This is a genomic window from Nocardioides deserti, assembly GCF_014266025.1.
Lineage (GTDB): Bacteria > Actinomycetota > Actinomycetes > Propionibacteriales > Nocardioidaceae > Nocardioides > Nocardioides deserti.
The window spans coordinates 179,630-199,465 of record NZ_JACMYC010000004.1; the positions used below are offsets into that span (position 1 = coordinate 179,630).

The following is a 19,836-nucleotide window of genomic DNA, read 5'->3' on the forward strand; positions in this document are numbered from 1 at the left end:
CAAGCAGACGGCTCGTGGACACCGCTCGTCCGGAAACCAGGGTGAGCCAGGTCACTTGCGGGTAACGTCGAGGTGTGAGCCAGTCGACCATGGGAGCGTTCCTGCTCCCCGAAGGATTCGCGCCCCCGCCGCTGGTGGCCCTGGTGCGCGAGGGCAGCATCGTGGGCGAGGCCGGCCGCTACGCGATGCGGACCCGCGCCGAGCGCCGCGCACGCCGCGCGACGCCGTACGTCGGCCGCGTCCCCGCCCGTCTGGCCGACCCCGTGCTGCTGGTCCCGGGCTTCCTGGCCGGCGACACGTCCCTGTCGTTCATGGGCCGGGCGCTGCGGGCGCAGGGCTTCCGCACCTACCGGTCGACGATCCGGGCCAACATCGGGTGCACGCTCGGTGCGGCCGCCCAGCTCGAGGCGCGCCTGGAGTCGATCGCCGCCCGTCGCGGCGCCCCCGTGCAGGTCGTCGGGCACAGCCTCGGCGGGATGCTGGCGCGCGGGGTGGCGGTGCGCCGGCCCGACCTGGTCTCCGGGATCATCACGATGGGCAGCCCGATGATGGCGCCCGGCGCGCACCACGGCGTCCTGACCCGCAGCGTCGACGTGCTCATCCGGCTCAGCCGGGCGGGCCTGCCCGGGCTCATGTCGGAGGACTGCGTGGCCGGCGACTGCGCGCGGCAGTCCTTCGAGGAGAGCCGGCTGCCGCTCGCCCCGCACATCGGCTTCACCGCGATCTACTCCAAGCGCGACGGCATCGTCGACTGGCGCGCGTGCATCGACCCGGCGGCCAAGCCGGTCGAGGTGACCGCCTCGCACGTCGGCATGGCCGTCGACCCGCGGGTCATCGACCACGTCACCTCCGCGCTGCGGCGGCGGACCCTCGACTCAGCGGTCGAAGTCGATCGCGGAGTAAGCGCGTAGCTTCTCCAGGCGGTGCTCGCTCGTGATCGAGCGGATCGTGCCGCTGCGCGAGCGCATCACCAGGGAGTGCGTCGTGGCGCCGCCGGAGCGGTAGCGGACGCCGCGCAGCAGCTCGCCGTCGGTGATGCCGGTGGCGACGAAGAAGCAGTCGTCGCCGGTGACCAGCTCGTCGGTGGTCAGCACCGCGTCGAGGTCCAGACCGGCGTCGACGGCGCGCTGGCGCTCGGCGTCGTCGGTGGGCCAGAGCCGGCCCTGGATCGTGCCGCCCAGGCACTTCATCGCGCAGGCGGTGATGATGCCCTCCGGCGTGCCGCCGACGCCGAGCAGCAGGTCGATGCCGGTGTCGGGCCGGGCGGCCATGATCGCGCCGGCGACGTCGCCGTCGCTGATGAACTTGATCCGCGCTCCGGTCGCCCGGATCTCCTCGACCAGCTCCGCGTGGCGCGGGCGGTCGAGGACGACGACGGTCACGTCGCTCGCGCTGCTGCCCTTGGCCTTGGCGACGGCGTGGATGTTCTCGGCGACGGACTGGCGGATGTCGACCACGTCGGCGGCCTCGGGGCCGGCGACCAGCTTGTCCATGTAGAAGACGGCCGAGGGGTCGTACATCGTGCCGCGCGGGGCCACAGCCAGCACCGAGACCGCGTTGGTCATGCCCTTGGCGGTCAGCGTGGTGCCGTCGATGGGGTCGACCGCGACGTCGCACTCGGGGCCGGTGCCGTCACCGACCTCCTCGCCGTTGTAGAGCATCGGGGCGTTGTCCTTCTCGCCCTCGCCGATCACCACGGTGCCCTGCATGCCGATCGTCGAGATCATCACGCGCATCGCGTTCACCGCGACGCCGTCGGCGCCGTTCTTGTCGCCCCGGCCGACCCACCGGCCCGCCGCCATCGCGGCCGCCTCCGTCACACGGACGAGCTCGAGGGCGAGGTTGCGGTCGGGCGACTCCGGTGCGACGTCCAGGCTCATGACCCGAACCCTAGTGGTCTGCTCCACTCCGCCGACACACCCGTTCACCCGCCGTCCCGGCGGGATCAGCGGGCGTAGACGTCGACCTCGGTGGCCTTGACGGAGAACGTGACGGGGGTGCCGGGGGCGAGGTCGAGCTCGGCGGCGGCGTGGGCGGTGACGTCGGCGGCGAGGTCGCCCGCGCGCACGCGGACCTGGTCGCCGTGCGGCTCGAGGTCGGTGACGACGACGGCCAGCGCGGTCCGCGGGCTGCCGCCGGGGGGGTCGCGGAAGACCGAGACCGCCCGCGGCCGGAACACCGCCACGGCGGGGTCGCCCTCGCGCAGCACCGGGCCCGACGGGGTGCCGGCGACCACGCGCCCGTCGTCGGACCGGACGGCACCGTCGGACCACCGGCCGGCGACCAGGTTGAGCCCCGCGATCCGCGCCGCGAAGGGGCTGCGCGGGCGGGCGAGCACGTCGGCGGCCGGCCCCTGCTCGACGACCCGGCCCCGGTCGAGCACCACCACCCGGTCCGCCAGCAGCAGGGCGTCGAGGACGTCGTGGGTCACCACGACAGTGGTGCGGCCCTCGAGCACCCGCCGCAGCGTCTGCCGCAGGGCCGGGGTGACCGCGACGTCGAGGGCCGCCATCGGCTCGTCGAGGAGCAGCAGCCGCGGCTCCGCGGCCAGCGCCCGGGCGACCGCCACCCGTTGGGCTTGCCCGCCGCTCAGCTCGCCGGGGCGCCGCCCGGCCAGGTCGGCCGCGCCCACCTCGGCCAGCCAGCGGCGGGCGCTGTCGCGGGCCGCCCGGCGGCGTACGCCTGCGGAGCGGGGGCCGAACGCCACGTTGTCGAGGGCGGTGAGGTGGGGGAAGAGGAGGGGGTCCTGCGCGAGGAGGGCGGTACGCCGTGCGTGCGGCGGCACCACGCGGCCGCCGGTCAGCTCGTGGTCGTCGAGGCGGACCGTGCCGGTGTCGGGGCGCAGCAGCCCGGCTGCGACGGCCAGGACGGTCGACTTGCCGGCGCCGTTGGGGCCGAGCAGTGCGACGGTCTCGCCGGCGGCGACCTCGAGCGCGACGTCGACGCCGCGGTCGGCCACGGTGGCCTCGAGCAGCAGGGTCACGACAGCCCCCGGGCGGCGGTGCGGCCCCGGGTGGCGAGCCCGATGACGAGGACGGCCACGACGACGAGGACCAGCGACAGGGCGACGGCGCCGTCGGCGTCGGTCTCGCGCAGCAGGTAGATCTGGGTCGGCATGGTGCGGGTGACGCCCTCGAGGCTGCCGGCGAAGGTGACCGTCGCGCCGAACTCACCGAGCGCGCGGGCGAACGCGAGCACCGCTCCCGAGAGCAGGCCGGGCAGCACGAGCGGCAGCGTGACGCGGCGGAACACGGTGGTGGGCCGGGCGCCGAGGGTCGCGGCGACCAGCTCGTAGCGCTCGCCGGCCGTGCGCAGCGCGCCCTCGAGGCTGAGGACGAGGAACGGCAGCGCGACGAAGGTCTGCGCCAGCACGACCGCGGCCGTCGAGAAGGCCACCTGGACGCCGAGCACGTCCAGCGTCTCGCCGAGCAGGCCGCGGCGGCCGAAGGTGTAGAGCAGTGCGAGGCCGCCGACGACCGGCGGCAGCACGAGCGGCAGCAGCACCAGGGAGCGGACCACGCCCTGGCCGGGGAAGGACGTGCGCGCCAGCACGGCGGCCATCGGCACGCCGAGCAGCACGCACAGCACGGTGCTGGTCGCGGAGGTGCGCAGGCTCAGCAGCAGCGCCTCGCGGGAGGCCTCGGAGGTGACCAGCTCGTCGAAGTCGCCCCACGGCACCCGGGCGACGATCGCCACCAGCGGCAGCAGGACGAAGGCGGCGCCGAGGGCGGCCGGCAGCAGCAGCCAGCGGGGGACGCCCGGGGTCACGAGGGCGGTCCGGGAGGACCGAAGCCGGCGTCGCGCAGGACCTGGCGGCCGAGGTCGCCGAGGACGAGGTCGAGGAACTCCCGCGCCAGGTCCGGCTCTGCGCTGTCGGCCAGTGCCGCGACCGGGTAGCGGTTGACGGCCTCGGCCGCCTCGGGGAGCACGATGCCCTGGACCGCGTCGCCGACGGCGCGGACGTCGGTCGCGTAGACGAGCCCGGCGTCGGCCTCGCCCGAGATGACCTTGCCCAGCACGTCGGTGACCGAGCGTTCCTCGCTGACCGGCGACAGGACGACGCCGGCGGCGCGCGCCAGCCGCTGTGCCGCGGCACCGCACGGCACCTCGGGCGCGCAGACGACCAGGGCGACGTCCCTGTCCAGGTCCGGCGGGTCGGCCGGGTCGCCCAGGTCGGCCAGCCCGGTGACGCCCGCCGGGTTGCCCGGCGGCACGGCCAGCTGGAGGACGTTGGTGGCGATCGTGCGAGGTGCGCCGTCGATGAGCCCGTCGGCCACGGCGACGTCCATCGTGGCCGTGTCGGCGGTCGCCAGCACGTCCGCCGGAGCGCCCTCCCGCACCTGCGCCACGAGGTCGGTCGAGCCGCCGGAGGAGACCTGGACCTCGACGCCGTCGTGGGTGCGCTCGAGCTCCTCGGCGAGCTCCTCGAACGAGCCGGCCAGCGACGCGGCCGCGAGGACCCGCAGCGTGGTGCCGTCCTCCTCGCCGCCGCACCCGGCGACCAGGCCGACCGGCAGGAGCAGGGCCAGCGCCAGGAGCGCCCGCGTCACGGACGCTCCACGACGACGTTGGTCGACTTCACCGACGCGATCGCCCGGGCGCCCGGCTCGAGGCCCAGCTCGTCGGCGGCCTCGGTGCTCATCAGCGACACCAGCCGGTAGGGACCGCAGACCATCTCGACCTGGGCCATCACGCGGTCGCGCACCACCCGGGTGACGATCCCCGAGAGGCGGTTGCGCGCACTGACCGAGGCCGCGCGGGTCTGCTCGCGGTCCGGGTGCTCGGCCAGCGACTCCGCCAGCGCAGCCAGCTCGGTGCCAGGCACCACCGTGCGACCGCTCTCGCTGCGGGCGCTGAGCCGGCCGGCCTCGACCCACCGGCGCAGCGTGTCGTCGCTGACGCCGAGCAGCGCCGCGGCCTCGGCCACCCGGTACGTCGTCATGACGTCGATCATGCCGCACCTGCGGACAGATCCGCCACCGACTGTCCGCACCTGCGGCGCGTGGCGGTCCTCGCGGCCGCGGGGTGCGGCGTACGCGGGGGCGGCTGAGAGGATGGCCCGCGTGAGTGAGACGGGCACCCCGGGCCGCTACCAGCGCACGACCAACGGCCTGATCGGGTCGATGATCGTCGCGGTGGTGGTCGTCATCGGCGTCGTGGTGTTCCGGTCCATCTTCCGCAACGACCTCGAGGTGCAGCCCGAGCCGGTCGACTACCTCGAGCTGGTCGCCGCCGTGCAGTCCGCGGACCGCGAGCCGGCCTACCCGCCGGCGCTCCCCGCCGGCTGGATCGCCACGAACGTGGAGGCGTCCCAGGCGAACCAGGCGCCGCGGTTCTTCCTCGCGGTCCTCACCGACGAGGGCCGGTTCATCGGCCTCCGCCAGGAGGACGAGAGCGTCGAGGACCTGCTCGAGGGGCACGTCGACGCCGACACCGACGAGCAGGGCACCGCCGAGGTCGACAGCGCGGTCAGCTCGACCTGGGAGGTCTTCAGCGACGAGGGCGGGGACACGGCGTACGCCGCCGAGCTGGGCGAGGAGAACCTGCTCGTCTACGGCTCGGCTCCCCAGGAAGACCTGGAGCTGTTCCTCGGCCTGCTCAGCACCGAGCCGGTCGGGGCGACCGCGGCCGGTCGCTAGCCGTCCTGCTCCTCGTCGCCCTCGAGCGCGGCGTCCAGCCGCTCCCGAGCGCCGTCGAGCCAGCGCTGGCAGGCGGTCGCGAGGTGCTCGCCGCGCTCCCAGAGCGCGAGCGACTCCTCGAGCGTGGTGCCGCCGGCCTCCAGCCGTCGCACGACCTCGACCAGCTCCTCGCGCGCGGCCTCGTAGGACAGCTCCGGGGCGGGAGCGGGGTCAACCATCGTTTCCTCCGTCGTTCTCTGCTGGGGTGTGGGTTCCCGTGTCGACGGGGTCGGCCTCGACCCCGGTGGTGGTGGCGTGCACCCGGCCGTCGGCGACCCGGACGCTGACCGTCGAGCCGGCCGCGACGCCGGCGACCGACGTCAGCACGTGCCCGTCGGGGTCCTGGAGCACGGCGTACCCGCGCTGCAGCGTCGCCAGCGGCGAGAGCGCCCGGGCGCGTGCCCGCTGGTGGCCGATGTCGTCGGCCGCGCGGTCCAGCCGGTGGCCGAGCGTGCGCCGCGCGCGGTCGCGGAGCGAGGCGACCTCCTCGACGCGGGCGTCGACGAGCGAGCGCGGGTCCGCGAGCGCCGGCCGGGACCGCAGCGCGTCGAGCCCGGCCTGCTCGCGGGTGATCCGGGCGGCGACCGACGCCCGCAGCCGCTCGCGCGCCGAGGCGACCCCGCGCAGCTCGTCGGTGACGTCGGGGACGACCAGCTTCGCGGCGTCGGTCGGCGTCGAGGCGCGGACGTCGGCGACCAGGTCCAGCAGCGGCTGGTCCGGCTCGTGACCGATCGCCGAGACGACGGGGGTGCGGGTGGCAGCCACCGCGCGCACGAGCGCCTCGTCGGAGAACGGCAGGAGGTCCTCGACCGAGCCGCCGCCCCGGGCCACGACGATCACGTCGACCTCGGGATGGCGGTCGAGCCGGGCGAGCGCCTCCATGACCTCCGCGCACGAGCGGGTGCCCTGCATGGCGGCGTACGCCACCTCGAACCGGACGGCGGGCCAGCGGCGGCGTGCGTTCTCCAGGACGTCGCGCTCGGCGGCGCTGTTCGGCGCGGTGACCAGCCCGACCCGGGTGGGCAGGAAGGGCAGCGGTCGCTTGAGGTGCCGCTCGAAGAGTCCCTCCGCGGCGAGCAGCTGCCGTCGCCGCTCGAGCCGGGCGAGCAGCTCGCCGAGGCCGACCATCCGGATCTCGCGGGCCTGGAGGGAGATGGTGCCGCGGGTCGGGTAGTACGACGGCTTGGCGTGCACGACGATGCTCGCGCCCTCCACCAGCGGCGCGTCGAGGGAGTCGTAGAGCGAGCGCGCGCAGGTGACGGTCACCGAGATGTCCGCGACCGCGTCGCGCAGCGTCATGAAGACCGTCGCCATGCCGGTGCGGCGCGTCACCTGGGTGACCTGGCCCTCGACCCACACCGCGCCCAGCCGGTCGACCCAGCCGGCGATCGCGTTGGCGATCTGCCGCACCGGTGCCGGTGCGGCGGGCGAGGTCTCCAGGGGCATGGCCGCGAGATTAGGGGATGCCACCGACGCCTCTATCCTGGGAAGCATGAGCACCGACATCGGCATGCCCCCGATCCTGTCGCCGGAGGACGCCGAGAAGGCGGTCCTCCTCGCGGCGCCCCGGGGCTACTGCGCCGGTGTCGACCGCGCGGTGGTCACCGTGGAGCAGGCGCTGGACCTGTACGGCGCCCCGGTCTACGTCCGCAAGCAGATCGTCCACAACAAGCACGTCGTGGCCGACCTCGAGCGACGCGGCGCGATCTTCGTCGAGGAGCTCGACGAGGTGCCGACCGGGAGGACCGTCGTCTTCTCCGCCCACGGCGTGAGCCCCGAGGTGCACCGCCAGGCCGCCGAGCGCGAGCTGAAGACCATCGACGCCACCTGCCCGCTGGTGACCAAGGTGCACCACGAGGCGAAGCGGTTCGCCGCCGAGGACTACGACATCCTGCTCATCGGCCACGAGGGCCACGAGGAGGTCGAGGGCACCGCCGGCGAGGCGCCCGAGCACATCCAGCTGGTGCAGAGCCCCGCTGACGTGGCCGACATCGTCGTCCGCGACCCGGCCCGCGTCGCGTGGCTCTCGCAGACCACGCTGAGCGTCGACGAGACCCTCGAGACGGTCGCCGCGATCCGCGAGCGGTTCCCGCTGCTGCTCGACCCGCCGAGCGACGACATCTGCTACGCCACGCAGAACCGCCAGCTCGCGGTCAAGGAGATCGCCCTGGGCGCCGACCTCGTCATCGTCGTCGGCTCCGGCAACTCCTCGAACTCCGTGCGCCTGGTCGAGGTCGCCCTCGAGGCTGGCGCCAAGGCTTCCTACCGCGTCGACGACGCCTCCGAGATCGACGAGGCCTGGCTCGACGGCGTCCGCACCGTCAGCGTGACCTCCGGCGCGAGCGTGCCGGAGTCGCTGGTCGACGGCGTGCTGGCCTACCTCGCCGAGCGCGGCTACCCGGACGCCAAGGCCGTGCACACCGCCGAGGAGAGCCTGATCTTCGCGCTGCCCAAGGAGCTGCGGCGCGACCTCAAGGCCGCGGCCCAGGCTCGCTGACCGTTGGCCGGAGCCGGAGCAGGTCGCGTCAGGTCTAGGCTCGTCGGGTGGCCCGCTTCGTCGACATCCATCCCGACAACCCGCAGCCGCGCCTGCTCCAGCAGGTGGTCGCGGCGCTGCACGACGACGCGCTGATCGCCTACCCGACCGACTCCGGCTACGCGCTGGGCTGCCGGGTCGGCAACCGGGAGGGGCGCGACCGGATCCTGCGCATCCGCGGGCTCGACGAGCGGCACCACTTCACGCTGGTGTGCCGCGACTTCTCTCAGCTCGGGCAGCTGGTCCACGTCGACAACGCGGCGTTCCGCGCGATCCGCTCGGCGACCCCCGGGCCCTACACGTTCATCCTGCCCGGCACGCCGGAGGTGCCGCGGCGGCTGCTCCACGCGAAGAAGAAGACCGTCGGCGTCCGCATCCCCGACCACGTCTTCGTCCAGGCGCTGCTGGCCGAGCTCGGCGAGCCGCTGCTCTCGAGCACGCTGATCCTCCCCGGCGAGACCGAGGCGCGGACCATGGGGTGGGAGATCAAGGAGGAGCTCGACCACGACGTCGACGTCGTCGTCGAGTGCGGCGAGACCCCGGCCGAGCCGACCACGGTCATCGACTGGTCCGAGGGTGCGCCCGAGGTCCTGCGCCGCGGCGCCGGCGACCCCGACCGGTTCGAGGCCTGAGCCACGGCCCCGGCCCGCTGCCGGGGTAGTAACGGTCGGAAACGTCCGTCACGGCCACCACGGAGGGCAGAGACGTCCGTTACTACACCGCCGGACGGCAGCTACTGGTTCGCCGCGCGGCGGGCGTGGGCGTCAGGAGCCGAGCAGGTCGGTGGGCCGGCCGGTGAGCACCCGCTGGCGCACGAACAGGCAGGCCAGGCACAGCAGGTAGCCGGTCACCAGCGCGGCGCTGTGGGTGGAGAGCCCGGAGACGAGTGCCTGGACGGCGCCGTCGTGCGGCTCCGCTATCGAGGCGGGGCGGGTGCTGCCGAGCATAGCGAAGACGACGAGCATCAGCAGTGGGGGCAGCACCCCGACGGCGAAGAAGTCCGACGGGCGCACCCGCAGGGAGAGCGCGACGCAGAGCGCGACGAAGGCCAGGTCGAAGAGCCACCCGACGTCGCCGAAGAGCCACACGTCGAGGACGACCGCGGTGAGCGTGACGGCGAGGCCGAGCGCCACCACCTGGAAGGCGGGCTCGCGGCCCTCCTCCCACAGCGTCCTGGCTTGCTCCACGACCTCTCCTCGCCGCATCGGTGCTCGCGGGACCGAGGCCCCTCAGGCCACCGTAGGGCCGCGGTCGGCGTCGTCGGGCGCGGCACGCCGGTCCACCGCGCGCAGCTCGACCGCCCGCGGGGCGGGCAGCTCCTCGTCGGTGACCGCCAGGTCGGTGAAGCGGCGGGCGGAGACGAGCACCCGTGACTCCAGCGACCCGACCGCGGCGTTGTAGTGCCCGACGGCCGCGTTGAGCGAGCGGCCGACGGAGTCGAGGTGGCCGCCGAAGGTCCCGAGCCGGGTGTGCAGGTCGCGCCCGAGCCGGTGGATCTCGCGCGCCTGCTCGGCCAGCGCCTCGTGCGTCCAACCGTGGGCGACCGTGCGCAGCAGCGCGATCAGCGTGGTGGGTGAGGCGAGGACGACCTGCTTGGCCGCCGCGTGCTCCAGCAGCCCTCCGTCGGCCTCGAGCGCCGCGGCCAGGAACGACTCGGCCGGCACGAAGAGCACCACGAACTCCGGCGTCTCCGGCAGCGAGCGCCAGTAGGCCTTCGACCCCAGCTGGTCGACGTGGGTGCGCAGCTGGCGGGCGTGCCGGGCCAGGTGGTGGCTGCGCTGGACGTCGTCCTCGGCGGAGCTGGCGTCGAGGTAGGCGTCCAGCGGCACCTTCGCGTCGACGACCACCCGGCGCCCGCCGACCAGGTTCACGACCAGGTCGGGCCGCAGCGCGCCGTCGTCGAGGCGGACCTGCTCGGCGAAGTCGCAGCGGTCCACCAGCCCGGCCAGCTCGACGGCGCGGCGCAGGTGCAGCTCACCCCACCGGCCGCGCACCTGCGGCTTGCGCAGCGCCGTCGCGAGCGACTGGGTCTCCCGCCGCAGGTCGTCGACCTGCTGGTGGAGGCGGCCGGTCCAGCCCTCGCGCTGGAGGTCGAGGTGGCGCAGCTGGTCGCTGAGCCGGTCGAGCCCCTGCATCACCTCGGCCGACTCCAGCGCGCCCTCGACGACCGCCGGCCGCGAGCGCGCCCACAGCACGCCGACCACGGCACCGAGCGCCAGGCCGACCCCGAGGGCGAGGAAGAACGTCACCGTCTGCATGGCCCACAGCATGGCGCCGGCCGCCGACAGTGTGGTTCGGCCCGCGCCGGAGCGGGCACCGTTCCGCGTCCCGCACCACCCCCATCCCGGACGAGACGAGGCCACCGTGAGCGAGAAGCCGGACAGCGCCGGACCGGACAGGGCCACCGACGAGCGGCACGAGCTCGGGGAGACCGACGGGCCGATGGAGGACGTCCTGGAGAAGTCCTTCACCCGCCAGGTGGAGGAGGGCACGCAGCGGCTGAGCCGTCCGTGGCGCGAGGTGCTGGTGACCGGCTTCGTCGGCGGCACGGAGGTGGCGCTGGGCGTGCTGGCGCTCCTGGTCGTGCTCCACGAGACCGGCAACCAGCTGCTGGCCGGGCTCGCGTTCTCGATCGGCTTCATCGCGCTGCTCCTCGGGCGCTCGGAGCTGTTCACCGAGGGCTTCCTCGTCCCGGTCGTGACCGTGGCGGCCAAGCGCGCGAAGCTGCGGCAGCTCGCCAAGCTGTGGTCGGGCACGCTGGTCGCCAACCTCGCCGGCGGCTGGGTGATGATGTGGCTCGTCGTCTGGGGCTTCCCGTCGCTGCACGGCCAGCTCGTCGAGTCCGCCACGCACTTCGCCACCGCGCCGGTCAACGCCGAGACCATCTCGCTGTCGATCCTCGGCGGCGCGGTCATGACGCTGCTGACCCGGATGCAGCACGGCACCGAGGACATGCCGGCGAAGATCGTCGCCGCGGTCGCCGCGGCGTTCCTGCTGGCCGGGACCGAGATGTTCCACTCGATCCTCGACTCGCTGCTCATCTTCGGTGCGCTCCACACCGGCGACGCCGGGTTCGGGTACGCCGACTGGGCCGGCTTCCTCGCGCTGAGCGTGGTCGGCAACATGATCGGCGGCCTCGGGCTGGTGACGCTCCTGCGGCTGCTGCGCAGCAAGGAGCGGCTCGAGGACGAGCGCCACGGCGCCGAGGCCGAGGACGGCTGACGCAGGCCGGCCGATCGGGGCGATTGACGTGCGCGGGCCCTGGCTACTGGCAAGGGAGTCCCACCCCACCACCGAGGAGTCCCCGTGCACCTGACCCATGTCCCGCTCCGTGTCGCCACCGGCGCCTACATCCTGAACTCCGGTGTGGGCAAGCTGGGCGCCGACGAGGGGACCGCCCAGTTCCTCCACGGCGCCGCCGCCGGCACCTACCCGAGCCTGTTCCAGGACATGGAGCCGAAGCGGTTCGCCAAGGTCCTGGCGTTCAGCGAGATCGCCGTCGGCGCCGCGCTGCTCACCCCGAAGGTGTCTGCGACGGTCGCGGGCGGTGCGCTCGCGGCGTTCGGCGCGGGCCTGATGGGGATGTACCTCAAGACCCCGTCGATGACCCTGGACGACGGCATCCGCCCCAGCCAGGAGGGCACCGCCGTCGCCAAGGACGTCTGGCTCGTCGGTGCCGGCCTCACCCTGCTCAGCCAGGGCGTCACCGGCGCGGCGAGGTCGAGCGTCAAGTCGACCCGCAAGGCGGCCCGGAAGGCGACGAAGCAGGCGTCCAAGAAGGCCGCCAAGGTCTCCCCGCTCGGCAGCTGACGCACGTCCCGCGGGGCGGGCCGGTCAGTCGAGGTCGACGACCACCGGCGCGTGGTCCGAGGCCCCCTGGCCGGCCCGCTCCTCGCGGTCGATGAACGCGCCGGTGACGCGCTCGGCGAAGGGCGCCGAGCCGAGCACGAAGTCGATCCGCAGCCCGCGGTTGCGCTCGTAGCGCTGACGGTAGTAGTCCCAGTAGGTGTAGACCTCCGGGCCGGGCGCGTGCGGCCGCACCACGTCGACGTACCCGTCGTCGAGGAAGGCCTGGAACGCCGCCCGCTCCCGCGGTGTCACGTGCGTCGAGGTCGCGAACTGCTTCGGGTCGAAGACGTCCTCGTCGGTCGGCGCGATGTTCCAGTCGCCCACCAGCGCTGTCGGCGTCGTGCGCCACTCCTGCGCGGCCTCGCGCAGCCGGCCCAGCCAGTCGAGCTTGTAGTGGTAGTGCGGGTCGTCGACCTTGCGGCCGTTGGGCACGTAGAGCGACCACACGCGTACGCCGCCGCAGGTCGCGCCCACGGCGCGCGCCTCGGACTCCGCCGGGTCGCCCCAGCCGGGTTGGCCGGGGAAGCCGACCTCGACGTCCGCCAGCCCGACGCGGCTGAGCACGGCGACGCCGTTCCACTGGTTGGTGCCGGCGTACGCCACCTCGTAGCCCATCGACTCCAGCCCCATCATCGGGACCTGCTCCTCGCGCGCCTTGGTCTCCTGGAGGGCGAGGACGTCCACGTCGTGCCGCTCGAGGAAGGCCTCGACGCGGGCGATGCGGGAGCGGAGGGAGTTGACGTTCCACGTGGCGATGCGCACGCACGCCACCCTAAGCACCTAGGTTCTAGGCATGGACCGGGCGGCTGCGTGGATGGTGCACGCGTACACGACGACCGGGGTGGTGCTGGGCCTGCTCATGGTCCACCTCGCCTACGACGGGCAGGTCGAGGCGGTGCTGTGGCTGTTCCTGGTCGCGATGCTCGTCGACGGCACCGACGGGTTCCTGGCCCGGCGGTTCCGGGTCAAGGCGGTCGTGCCCGAGCTCGACGGCGCGCTGCTGGACAACATCGTCGACTACCTGACCTACGCGTTCGCGCCGATGGTGCTGCTGTGGGCGACCGGCCGGCTGCCCGACGGCGCGTGGGGCGGCGTGGTGGCGGCGGTGCCGCTGGTCGCGTCGTGCTACCAGTTCTGCCGCAGCGACGCGAAGACCGAGGACCACTTCTTCCTCGGCTTCCCGAGCTACTGGAACATCGTGGCCTTCCACGTCTTCGTGCTCGACCTGTCGGTGACCGCGACCGTGGGGCTGCTGCTCGTGCTGGCGGTGCTCGTCTTCGTGCCGGTGCGCTACGTGTACCCGTCGCGCACCGAGGCGCTGTGGGGCCTGAACATGACGTTGGCGACGGCCTGGCTCGGCGTCTACGCGCTGCTCGTCGTCGACCTGCCGGACCCCTCGCCGCTGCTGGTCGCCGCCTCGCTGGCGTACGTCGCGTACTACACCGCCGTCAGCGGCTGGCTGACGCTCTCGGGCCGCCGTCGGGAGGCGTCGCTACCGTCGGCTGCGTGATCGTCACCTTCGACCTGTTCAGCGCCCTCACCGACAGCCGCACCGGCGCCTCGCGCGTGCTGGCCGACCTCGCCGCGACGCGGGGGTGGGCGCAGTCGGGGGAGGAGCTCTACGACCGCTGGGACGGCCACAACAAGGCGCTCCAGCGCACCGCTGTCGCGCCCACCACGTTCCACGACGTCTCGCTCGAGGCGCTGTCGCGGGCCTGGCACGAGCTCGGCCACGACCCGTCGTACGTCGCCGGGGACCTGGCCCTGCTGGAGGAGTCGGTCGCGGACTGGCCGCTGTGGCCGGACGTCGCTGCGGGCGTCGCCGGCGTGGCCGCGGAGCACCGCGTCGGGCTGCTGTCCAACGTCGACGACGCGCTGGCCCGGCGGACGCGGGCACACGCCCTGGTCGACCCGGACCTGGTGCTGACCAGCCAGCGGCTGGGCGCGTACAAGCCCAGCCGTGAGATCTACACCCGCGCCGCGGCTGTCGCCGCACCGGACCGGCTGGTCCACGTGGCGGCGTCGGCACGCGACGTGCGCGGGGCGCTGGAGGCGGGCCTGGCGACGGTGCGCCTGGCGCGGCCGGGCCACGTCGTGGACGAGACAGGGCCGCGGCCGCCGGTCGAGGTGACCGACGCCGCGGCCCTGGCCGAGGCGGTCGCCGGGGTCTGACCCCGGCGGTGGGACGGGGTCAGGCGGTGGTGACCACCAGCAGGCCCCACGCGACGATCGGGGCGATGACCACGATCGACATGCCCCACTGCATGAGCCGCTTGAAGACGACCTCGCGGTCGGCGGCGTCGGCGTTGGCGACGACCAGCGCGCCGTTGGTGGAGAACGGGCTGCAGTCGACGACCGAGCTGGAGATGGCCAGCGCGGCGATCAGGCCGATCGCGTTGACCTGGTCGGTGAGCAGGAACGGCACCGCGAGCGGGATGAGCGCGCCGATGATGCCGGTGGTGGAGGCGAACGCCGAGACCACGGCGGCGATGAAGCAGATGAGCAGCGCGGCCACGAGCGGCGCACCGACCTCGGCGACCTGCTCGCCGACCCAGTCGACGACACCCTGGTCCTGGAGCAGGTTGACGTAGGTGACGATGCCGCCGATCAGCAGGACGGTGCCCCAGCTGATCTTCTCGACCGCGCCCTTCGCCGACTCGGGGAAGGCCAGGGTCAGGACGACCGCGATGGTCAGCGCGGTGAAGCCCACGTCCAGGTCGAAGCCCAGCGCACCGATCATCAGCGCGGCGAGGCCCACGAGCGTGACGATGCGCTGCGTGTCGAGGGTGTGCCGTTCGTCGCGGTCGGCGTCCCTGCTCGGGGCGGTCGCGCGTCCGGCCTCGACGGCCGAGTGCGGGACACCGGGCCCTCCGGAGCGCATGACGGCGTGGCTCGCGGCCTCGGCCTCCGCGCTGAGCTCGGCGCCGGCGGTGGCCTCCTTGCCGCGGGCGATGAGCGCGCGGCCGCCGAAGGCGACGTAGGTGATCGCGGCGATGAGCGCGGCGGCGGTGAAGGTGGTGAGGAAGAGGACCAGCTGGTTGCCCGGCAGGTCGTTCTGGTCGACGACGCCGTTGGTGATCGAGCCGAAGATGCCGATGGGGGAGAAGGAACCGGCGGTCGCGCCCTGCACGACCATCATCCCCATCATCATCGGGTTGATGGAGTAGCGCAGCGCGAAGCCCATCGCCACGGGCGCGACGATCGCGACGGCGGCCGGGCTGACCGCACCGATCGAGGTCACGGCCGCGCAGACGAGGAACATCGCCCACGGCACGAGCGCCACCCGGCCGCCCACGGCCCGGACGGCCGCGTGGACGATCCAGTCGACGGTGCCGTTGTTCTTGGCGAGCGCGAAGAGGTACGTGACGCCGACGAGGATGACGAACAGGTCGCTCGGGAAGCCGGCCAGCACCCCGTCGACCTCGAGGTCGTAGACGGTGAGACCGACGACGAACGCCGCGACGAGCGCGAGCGCACCCATGTTGACGCCCCGGACGGTCGCCACGAGGAAGACGACCACGAGGACCGCCAGCGAGATGAGTTCGGTGGACACAGCAGGTTTCCCATCCGGTTGTGATGCGCGTCATGCGCCGGGAGGAGCGACGATAGTCAGTGGCTGAGCCACCTGACAACCGGGCCACCGGTTCACTAGGATCCGGACCATGCCCGACGAGCCGTCCGCGCGCCGCCTGGCGCCCCTGCGGCGCGAGCGCCTCTACGAGAGCCTCGCGGCGCACATCTCGGACTTCATCGAGGCGCAGGGGCTCGTCGGCGGCGACCGGCTGCCGCCCGAGCGCCAGCTGGCCGCCGAGCTCGGGGTCAGCCGCGCGACGTTGTCCCGGGCGCTCGCGGCGCTCGAGACACGCGGTCGGATCGAGGTGCGCCACGGGGTCGGCGCGCTCGTCCGCGAGCCGGAGCCCGCCGGCGGCGTACCCGCCTGGGAGGCGGGGCTGGCCGCCCGGCCGCGGGCGGAGGTGCTCGTCGCCCGCGAGGCGGTGCTGGCCGGCCTGGCGCGGACCGCGGCGGGCGCGGACAGCTCGATGCGGGTCGCGATGCTCGCGCCCGACGGTCGGCAGCGCTCCTTCGACCACACCTGGCGGTGCGTGCGCCGCCTGGCCGGCGACGGGCTGCTGGCCGAGCTCGACGACGCCCTGGCCGGGCATGCTCCCGGGCCGGCTGACTCCGCCGAGGTGCACGAGCGGCTCGACGCGCTCGCCGACGCGGTGCTCCGCGGGGACGCAGCGGCGGCGGCCACGACCTGCCAGGGCATGCTGGGCGGCTGACCGTCCGCCGTCGACGGAGAGACGACACGGCCCGCCTCGGGCCAGGAGAGGGACGCACGTGGTGGACGGCCTGCTCGAGCACGTCTGGGTGGTGCTCGCCGGCTTCGGCGCGGGGCTGCTGACCTCGACGGTCGGCGTCGCGAGCCTGCTGAGCTTCCCGGTCCTGCTCGCGATCGGGCTGCCGCCGGTCGTCGCGAACGTGTCGAACACCTTGGGGCTCATCCCCGCCGGCGCCGGCGGCGCGGTGGGCTTCCGCGACGAGCTGCGGGTCGAGCCGCGGCTGACCCGGCAGGTCATCGGGCTCTCCGCCGTGGGCGGCCTGGGCGGGGCGGTGCTCCTCCTGGCGCTGCCGTCGAGCGTCTTCGAGGCGGTCGTGCCGTGGCTGATCCTCGGCACCTGCGTGCTCGTCGCCGCCCAGCCCCGGATCTCCGCCGCGCTGCGGACCCGCCACGGCCACGCCGACCGGCCGCCGCGGCTGCGGCTCACGCCGGTCGCGACGCTCTTCGTGGTGCTGACCGGGGTCTACGGCGGCTACTTCGGCGCCGGCGCGGGGGTCATGATGATCGCCGTCCTCGCGCTGAGCCTCGACCTCGACTTCGGGGTGGTCGCCGGCATCCGCACCACCTCGCTGATGGCCTCCAACATCGTCGCCGGCATCGTCTTCACCCTGGTCGCCGACGTCGACTGGACGGTCGTGGCGCTGATGGCCCTCAGCTCGGTCGCCGGCGGCTACCTCGGCGCGCGGATCGCCCGCCGCCTGCCCGCGACCGTGCTGCGCACGGGCGTGCTGGTCGCGGGCATCGTCACCGTCGTGACCATGCTGACCTGACCTCGCGCCCTCAGGCGCGGGCGAGGCCTGCGACCGCCTCGACCAGCCGGTCGACGTCCTCGACGGTGGTGTACGCCGCCAGGCCGGCGCGCACGCCGCCGGTGTCCCCGAGCCCCGCGTGCCGCGACGCCTCGATCGCGTAGAAGTGCCCCGCCGGCGCGTTCACGCCCTCGGAGGCCAGGTGCCGCGCGACCCCGGCGGGCGCGTGGCCGGCGAGGGTGAACAGCACGGTCGGCGTCCGGTGCGCCGGCGCCCCCTGCAGCGTCACGCCGTCGATCTCCCGCAGCCCTTCGACCAGGTGCGCGAGCAGGCCGTCCTCGTGCTGTGCGGCGGTCGTCATCGAGCGCACCAGCCGCTCGCGCCGGGTGCCCTGGCCCGGCTCGAGGCCGGCCATGAAGTCGACCGCCGCGGTCACGCCGGCGAGCAGCTCGTGGGGGAGCGTGCCGAGCTCGAACCGCTCCGGCACCACGTCGGTCGACGGGAGCAGCTTGTCCGGGTGCAGGGTCTCCAGGAACGCCGGGTCGCCGGCGAGCACCCCGAGGTGCGGGCCGAAGAACTTGTACGGCGAGCACGCGACCAGGTCCGCCCCGAGCGCCGACCGGTCGACCGGTGCGTGCGGGGCCAGGTGCACCGCGTCGACGTACGACAGGGCGCCGGCCTCCCGGGCCAGGTCCGCCAGGCGGCGTACGTCGGGACGGGTGCCGAGCAGGTTGGACGCCGCCGTGACCGCGACGACCCGCGTGCGGTCGGTGAGCAGCGGGGCGACGTCGTCCAGCTCGCCGGTCGCCGGGTCGAAGCCGAGCCAGCGCACGGTCGCGCCCGCGCGCTCGGCCGCGATCACCCACGGGCGGATGTTGGCGTCGTGGTCGAGGCGGGTCACCACGACCTCGTCGCCGGGGCCCCACGAGCGGGACAGCGTGCGGGACATGTCGAAGGTCAGCTGCGTCATCGAGCGGCCGAAGACCACGCCGCGGGCGTCGGTGCCGAGCAGGTCGCCGGTGGCCGCGCGGGCCTCGGCGACCACGCGCTCGGTGCGGGCCTCCGCCTCGGTGGTCGTGCCCCGGTTGCCGAGGCCGGCGGTCATCGCGGCCGCCACGGCGTCGGCGACCTGGCGGGGCACCTGCGAGCCGCCCGGCCCGTCGAAGTGGGCGACCCCGAGGTCGAGGGCGGGGAAGCAGGCACGGATGCGGTCGACGTCCACGGCGCGATGCTGCCACCCCGGGCGGGCCGCCGATTGCGGCGGCCCGCCGACGGGCACCGGAACCGTCCAGCACCTCGAGGGAGGAGAACGAGATGGGCATGTTGAACCAGGTCGTGAGCAGGGTCGCCGGCGGGGCACGGCGCACGCCGCGGACCGGCGGCGTCGGGGCCGGCGGTCTCGGCACCGGACGGGCGAGGACCGGTGGCACCGGGCGTCGTCCCCAGGACGAGGCGATCGGCCGCGGCGTCCGTGGGCTGCTGCGCCGCTTCCGCTGAGCCGCGCCGCGCCGCGCCCCTGAGCGGGCGCACCTTCGAGGGACCCGGTCGTGATTCGGCCGGGTCCCTCGCCGCTCCGTAGAGTGGCCGCCCGTGGCTCTCACCATCGGCATCGTCGGGCTCCCCAACGCGGGCAAGTCCACCCTCTTCAACGCCCTGACCAAGAACGACGTCCTCGCGGCGAACTACCCGTTCGCCACCATCGAGCCGAACGTCGGGGTCGTAGGCGTGCCGGACGAGCGGCTGCCGGTGCTCGCGGAGATCTTCGGCAGCGCCAAGATCCTTCCGGCGACCGTGGAGTTCGTCGACATCGCCGGCATCGTGCGCGGCGCGTCCGAGGGCGAGGGGCTGGGCAACAAGTTCCTCTCCCACATCCGCGAGTCCGCGGCGATCTGCCAGGTCACGCGGGTCTTCCGCGACGAGGACGTCACCCACGTCGACGGCGAGGTCAATCCCGGCAACGACATCTCCACCATCCAGACCGAGCTGATCCTGGCCGACCTGCAGACGGTGGAGAAGGCGATCCCGCGGCTGGAGAAGGAGGCGCGCGGCAACAAGTCGCTCGCGGCCAACCTCGACGCCGCGAAGGAGGCGCTCGGCCACCTCGAGGCCGGCACCCCCATCATCGCCACCTCGATCGACCGCGAGCTCGTCCGAGAGCTGTCGCTGCTGACCGCCAAGCCGTTCATCTACGTGTTCAACTGCGACGCCGACGAGCTCGCCGACGAGGCCCTCAAGGACCGGATGCGCGAGCTGGTCGCCCCGTCCGAGGCGATCTTCCTCGACGCGAAATTCGAGTCCGAGCTGGTCGAGCTCGGCGACGACGACGAGGCCCGCGCGATGCTGGTCGAGATGGGCGTCGAGGAGCCCGGCCTCGACGTGCTCGCCCGCGTCGGCTTCGACACCCTCGGCCTGCAGACCTACCTGACCGCCGGCCCCAAGGAGACCCGGGCCTGGACGATCAAGAAGGGCGCCACCGCCCCCGAGGCCGCCGGCGTCATCCACACCGACTTCCAGCGCGGCTTCATCAAGGCCGAGATCGTCTCCTTCGCCGACCTCGTCGAGGCTGGCTCCATGCAGAAGGCCAAGGAGGCCGGCAAGGTCCGCATGGAGGGCAAGGACTACGTCATGGCCGACGGCGACGTCGTGGAGTTCCGCTTCAACGTGTGACCCCTCCAGCTGACC

General features: G+C 73.9%; 24 protein-coding genes. 12 read left to right on the plus strand and 12 right to left on the minus strand.

Annotated elements, in window-relative coordinates; genetic code table 11:
- Positions 1–74: 74 nt before the first annotated feature.
- Positions 75–911: an esterase/lipase family protein gene (locus tag H7344_RS08735; protein WP_186345634.1), complete on the plus strand. Its 837-nt coding sequence runs from the start codon at positions 75–77 to the stop codon at positions 909–911.
- Here H7344_RS08735 and glpX read toward each other — a convergent pair.
- From glpX to H7344_RS08760, 5 genes are all read right to left on the minus strand, one after another.
- On the minus strand, positions 876–1,880 hold the full coding sequence (gene glpX / locus H7344_RS08740) for a class II fructose-bisphosphatase (protein WP_186345635.1): 1,005 nt from the start codon (positions 1,878–1,880) through the stop codon (positions 876–878). The genes H7344_RS08735 and glpX overlap by 36 nt on opposite strands.
- A 65-nt stretch (positions 1,881–1,945) precedes the next feature.
- Positions 1,946–2,983: a sulfate/molybdate ABC transporter ATP-binding protein gene (locus H7344_RS20580; RefSeq protein WP_186345636.1), complete on the minus strand. Its 1,038-nt coding sequence runs from the start codon at positions 2,981–2,983 to the stop codon at positions 1,946–1,948.
- A complete protein-coding gene (locus H7344_RS20585) occupies positions 2,980–3,768 on the minus strand; it encodes an ABC transporter permease (protein ID WP_186345637.1) in 789 nt (262 codons plus the stop codon). The genes H7344_RS20580 and H7344_RS20585 overlap by 4 nt, the downstream gene beginning before the upstream one ends.
- Positions 3,765–4,550, minus strand: a complete 786-nt coding sequence (modA, locus tag H7344_RS08755) for a molybdate ABC transporter substrate-binding protein (RefSeq protein ID WP_186345638.1) — start codon at positions 4,548–4,550, stop codon at positions 3,765–3,767. Before modA ends, H7344_RS20585 begins: the two co-directional genes overlap by 4 nt.
- A complete protein-coding gene (locus H7344_RS08760; RefSeq protein ID WP_186345639.1) occupies positions 4,547–4,942 on the minus strand; it encodes a TOBE domain-containing protein in 396 nt (131 codons plus the stop codon). The genes modA and H7344_RS08760 overlap by 4 nt, the downstream gene beginning before the upstream one ends.
- A 121-nt stretch (positions 4,943–5,063) precedes the next feature.
- On the opposite strand from H7344_RS08760, the gene H7344_RS08765 reads away from it, so the two are divergent.
- Positions 5,064–5,639: a DUF4245 family protein gene (locus H7344_RS08765; RefSeq protein WP_186345640.1), complete on the plus strand. Its 576-nt coding sequence runs from the start codon at positions 5,064–5,066 to the stop codon at positions 5,637–5,639.
- On the opposite strand, the gene H7344_RS08770 is transcribed toward H7344_RS08765, so the two are convergent.
- Positions 5,636–5,857, minus strand: coding sequence for an exodeoxyribonuclease VII small subunit (locus H7344_RS08770; protein ID WP_186345641.1), 222 nt, complete (start codon positions 5,855–5,857; stop codon positions 5,636–5,638). The genes H7344_RS08765 and H7344_RS08770 overlap by 4 nt on opposite strands.
- Positions 5,850–7,124, minus strand: a complete 1,275-nt coding sequence (xseA, locus tag H7344_RS08775; RefSeq protein WP_186345642.1) for an exodeoxyribonuclease VII large subunit — start codon at positions 7,122–7,124, stop codon at positions 5,850–5,852. The genes H7344_RS08770 and xseA overlap by 8 nt, the downstream gene beginning before the upstream one ends.
- Positions 7,125–7,170: 46 nt before the next feature.
- Here xseA and H7344_RS08780 point away from each other — a divergent pair, with 46 nt between their 5' ends.
- Together H7344_RS08780 and H7344_RS08785 are read left to right on the plus strand one after the other, a co-directional pair.
- Positions 7,171–8,175: a 4-hydroxy-3-methylbut-2-enyl diphosphate reductase gene (locus H7344_RS08780; RefSeq protein ID WP_186345643.1), complete on the plus strand. Its 1,005-nt coding sequence runs from the start codon at positions 7,171–7,173 to the stop codon at positions 8,173–8,175.
- 47 nt (positions 8,176–8,222) lie between these two features.
- Complete coding sequence (locus H7344_RS08785; RefSeq protein WP_186345644.1) at positions 8,223–8,846, plus strand: L-threonylcarbamoyladenylate synthase; 624 nt, start codon at positions 8,223–8,225, stop codon at positions 8,844–8,846.
- A gap of 132 nt (positions 8,847–8,978) precedes the next feature.
- Here H7344_RS08785 and H7344_RS08790 read toward each other — a convergent pair whose 3' ends face one another.
- A complete protein-coding gene (locus tag H7344_RS08790; protein WP_229706907.1) occupies positions 8,979–9,401 on the minus strand; it encodes a DUF6542 domain-containing protein in 423 nt (140 codons plus the stop codon).
- Positions 9,402–9,443: 42 nt separating this feature from the next.
- Positions 9,444–10,472: a DNA recombination protein RmuC gene (locus H7344_RS08795; protein ID WP_229706906.1), complete on the minus strand. Its 1,029-nt coding sequence runs from the start codon at positions 10,470–10,472 to the stop codon at positions 9,444–9,446.
- Positions 10,473–10,578: 106 nt separating this feature from the next.
- Between H7344_RS08795 and H7344_RS08800 the strand changes: the two genes are divergently transcribed.
- Together H7344_RS08800 and H7344_RS08805 are read left to right on the plus strand one after the other, a co-directional pair.
- On the plus strand, positions 10,579–11,436 hold the full coding sequence (locus H7344_RS08800) for a formate/nitrite transporter family protein (RefSeq protein ID WP_222130433.1): 858 nt from the start codon (positions 10,579–10,581) through the stop codon (positions 11,434–11,436).
- A gap of 84 nt (positions 11,437–11,520) precedes the next feature.
- Positions 11,521–12,024 (plus strand): hypothetical protein, encoded by a 504-nt coding sequence (locus H7344_RS08805; protein WP_186345647.1) that lies wholly within the window; start codon positions 11,521–11,523, stop codon positions 12,022–12,024.
- 24 nt (positions 12,025–12,048) lie between these two features.
- Here H7344_RS08805 and H7344_RS08810 read toward each other — a convergent pair whose 3' ends face one another.
- Complete coding sequence (locus H7344_RS08810) at positions 12,049–12,825, minus strand: exodeoxyribonuclease III (protein WP_186345648.1); 777 nt, start codon at positions 12,823–12,825, stop codon at positions 12,049–12,051.
- A 31-nt stretch (positions 12,826–12,856) separates the two neighbouring features.
- Between H7344_RS08810 and H7344_RS08815 the strand changes: the two genes are divergently transcribed.
- Complete coding sequence (locus H7344_RS08815; protein ID WP_186345649.1) at positions 12,857–13,573, plus strand: CDP-alcohol phosphatidyltransferase family protein; 717 nt, start codon at positions 12,857–12,859, stop codon at positions 13,571–13,573.
- The gene (locus H7344_RS08820) at positions 13,570–14,235 is read left to right on the plus strand and encodes an HAD family hydrolase (protein ID WP_186345650.1); all 666 of its coding nucleotides are present in this window, start codon (positions 13,570–13,572) and stop codon (positions 14,233–14,235) included. Before H7344_RS08815 ends, H7344_RS08820 begins: the two co-directional genes overlap by 4 nt.
- 19 nt (positions 14,236–14,254) lie before the next feature.
- On the opposite strand, the gene H7344_RS21150 is transcribed toward H7344_RS08820, so the two are convergent.
- Entirely contained in the window at positions 14,255–15,616 is a 1,362-nt protein-coding gene (locus tag H7344_RS21150) for an SLC13 family permease (protein ID WP_186345651.1), read from the minus strand.
- A 109-nt stretch (positions 15,617–15,725) separates the two neighbouring features.
- Between H7344_RS21150 and H7344_RS08830 the strand changes: the two genes are divergently transcribed.
- Both H7344_RS08830 and H7344_RS08835 read left to right on the plus strand, forming a co-directional pair.
- The gene (locus H7344_RS08830) at positions 15,726–16,346 is read left to right on the plus strand and encodes a FadR/GntR family transcriptional regulator (protein WP_186345652.1); all 621 of its coding nucleotides are present in this window, start codon (positions 15,726–15,728) and stop codon (positions 16,344–16,346) included.
- A 58-nt stretch (positions 16,347–16,404) separates the two neighbouring features.
- Entirely contained in the window at positions 16,405–17,175 is a 771-nt protein-coding gene (locus H7344_RS08835; RefSeq protein WP_186345912.1) for a sulfite exporter TauE/SafE family protein, read from the plus strand.
- Positions 17,176–17,185: 10 nt separating this feature from the next.
- Here H7344_RS08835 and H7344_RS08840 read toward each other — a convergent pair whose 3' ends face one another.
- Complete coding sequence (locus H7344_RS08840) at positions 17,186–18,376, minus strand: cysteine desulfurase-like protein (RefSeq protein WP_186345653.1); 1,191 nt, start codon at positions 18,374–18,376, stop codon at positions 17,186–17,188.
- A gap of 92 nt (positions 18,377–18,468) precedes the next feature.
- Here H7344_RS08840 and H7344_RS08845 point away from each other — a divergent pair, with 92 nt between their 5' ends.
- Together H7344_RS08845 and ychF are read left to right on the plus strand one after the other, a co-directional pair.
- Positions 18,469–18,651 (plus strand): hypothetical protein, encoded by a 183-nt coding sequence (locus tag H7344_RS08845; RefSeq protein ID WP_186345654.1) that lies wholly within the window; start codon positions 18,469–18,471, stop codon positions 18,649–18,651.
- A gap of 93 nt (positions 18,652–18,744) precedes the next feature.
- Positions 18,745–19,821 carry a redox-regulated ATPase YchF gene (ychF, locus tag H7344_RS08850; protein WP_186345655.1) on the plus strand — a complete coding sequence of 359 codons (1,077 nt, stop codon included), beginning with the start codon at positions 18,745–18,747 and terminating at the stop codon, positions 19,819–19,821.
- The last annotated feature ends 15 nt before the right edge of the window (positions 19,822–19,836 follow it).

Coding starts and splice junctions, on each gene's coding strand:
- glpX (WP_186345635.1), bottom strand. CDS start 1,880: ATGAGCCTGGACGTCGCACCGGAGTCGCCCGACCGCAACCTCGCCCTC.
- H7344_RS08760 (WP_186345639.1), bottom strand. CDS start 4,942: ATGACGACGTACCGGGTGGCCGAGGCCGCGGCGCTGCTCGGCGTCAGC.
- H7344_RS08770 (WP_186345641.1), bottom strand. CDS start 5,857: ATGGTTGACCCCGCTCCCGCCCCGGAGCTGTCCTACGAGGCCGCGCGC.
- xseA (WP_186345642.1), bottom strand. CDS start 7,124: ATGCCCCTGGAGACCTCGCCCGCCGCACCGGCACCGGTGCGGCAGATC.
- H7344_RS08780 (WP_186345643.1), top strand. CDS start 7,171: ATGAGCACCGACATCGGCATGCCCCCGATCCTGTCGCCGGAGGACGCC.
- H7344_RS08795 (WP_229706906.1), bottom strand. CDS start 10,472: ATGCAGACGGTGACGTTCTTCCTCGCCCTCGGGGTCGGCCTGGCGCTC.
- H7344_RS08815 (WP_186345649.1), top strand. CDS start 12,857: ATGGACCGGGCGGCTGCGTGGATGGTGCACGCGTACACGACGACCGGG.
- H7344_RS08830 (WP_186345652.1), top strand. CDS start 15,726: ATGCCCGACGAGCCGTCCGCGCGCCGCCTGGCGCCCCTGCGGCGCGAG.
- H7344_RS08845 (WP_186345654.1), top strand. CDS start 18,469: ATGGGCATGTTGAACCAGGTCGTGAGCAGGGTCGCCGGCGGGGCACGG.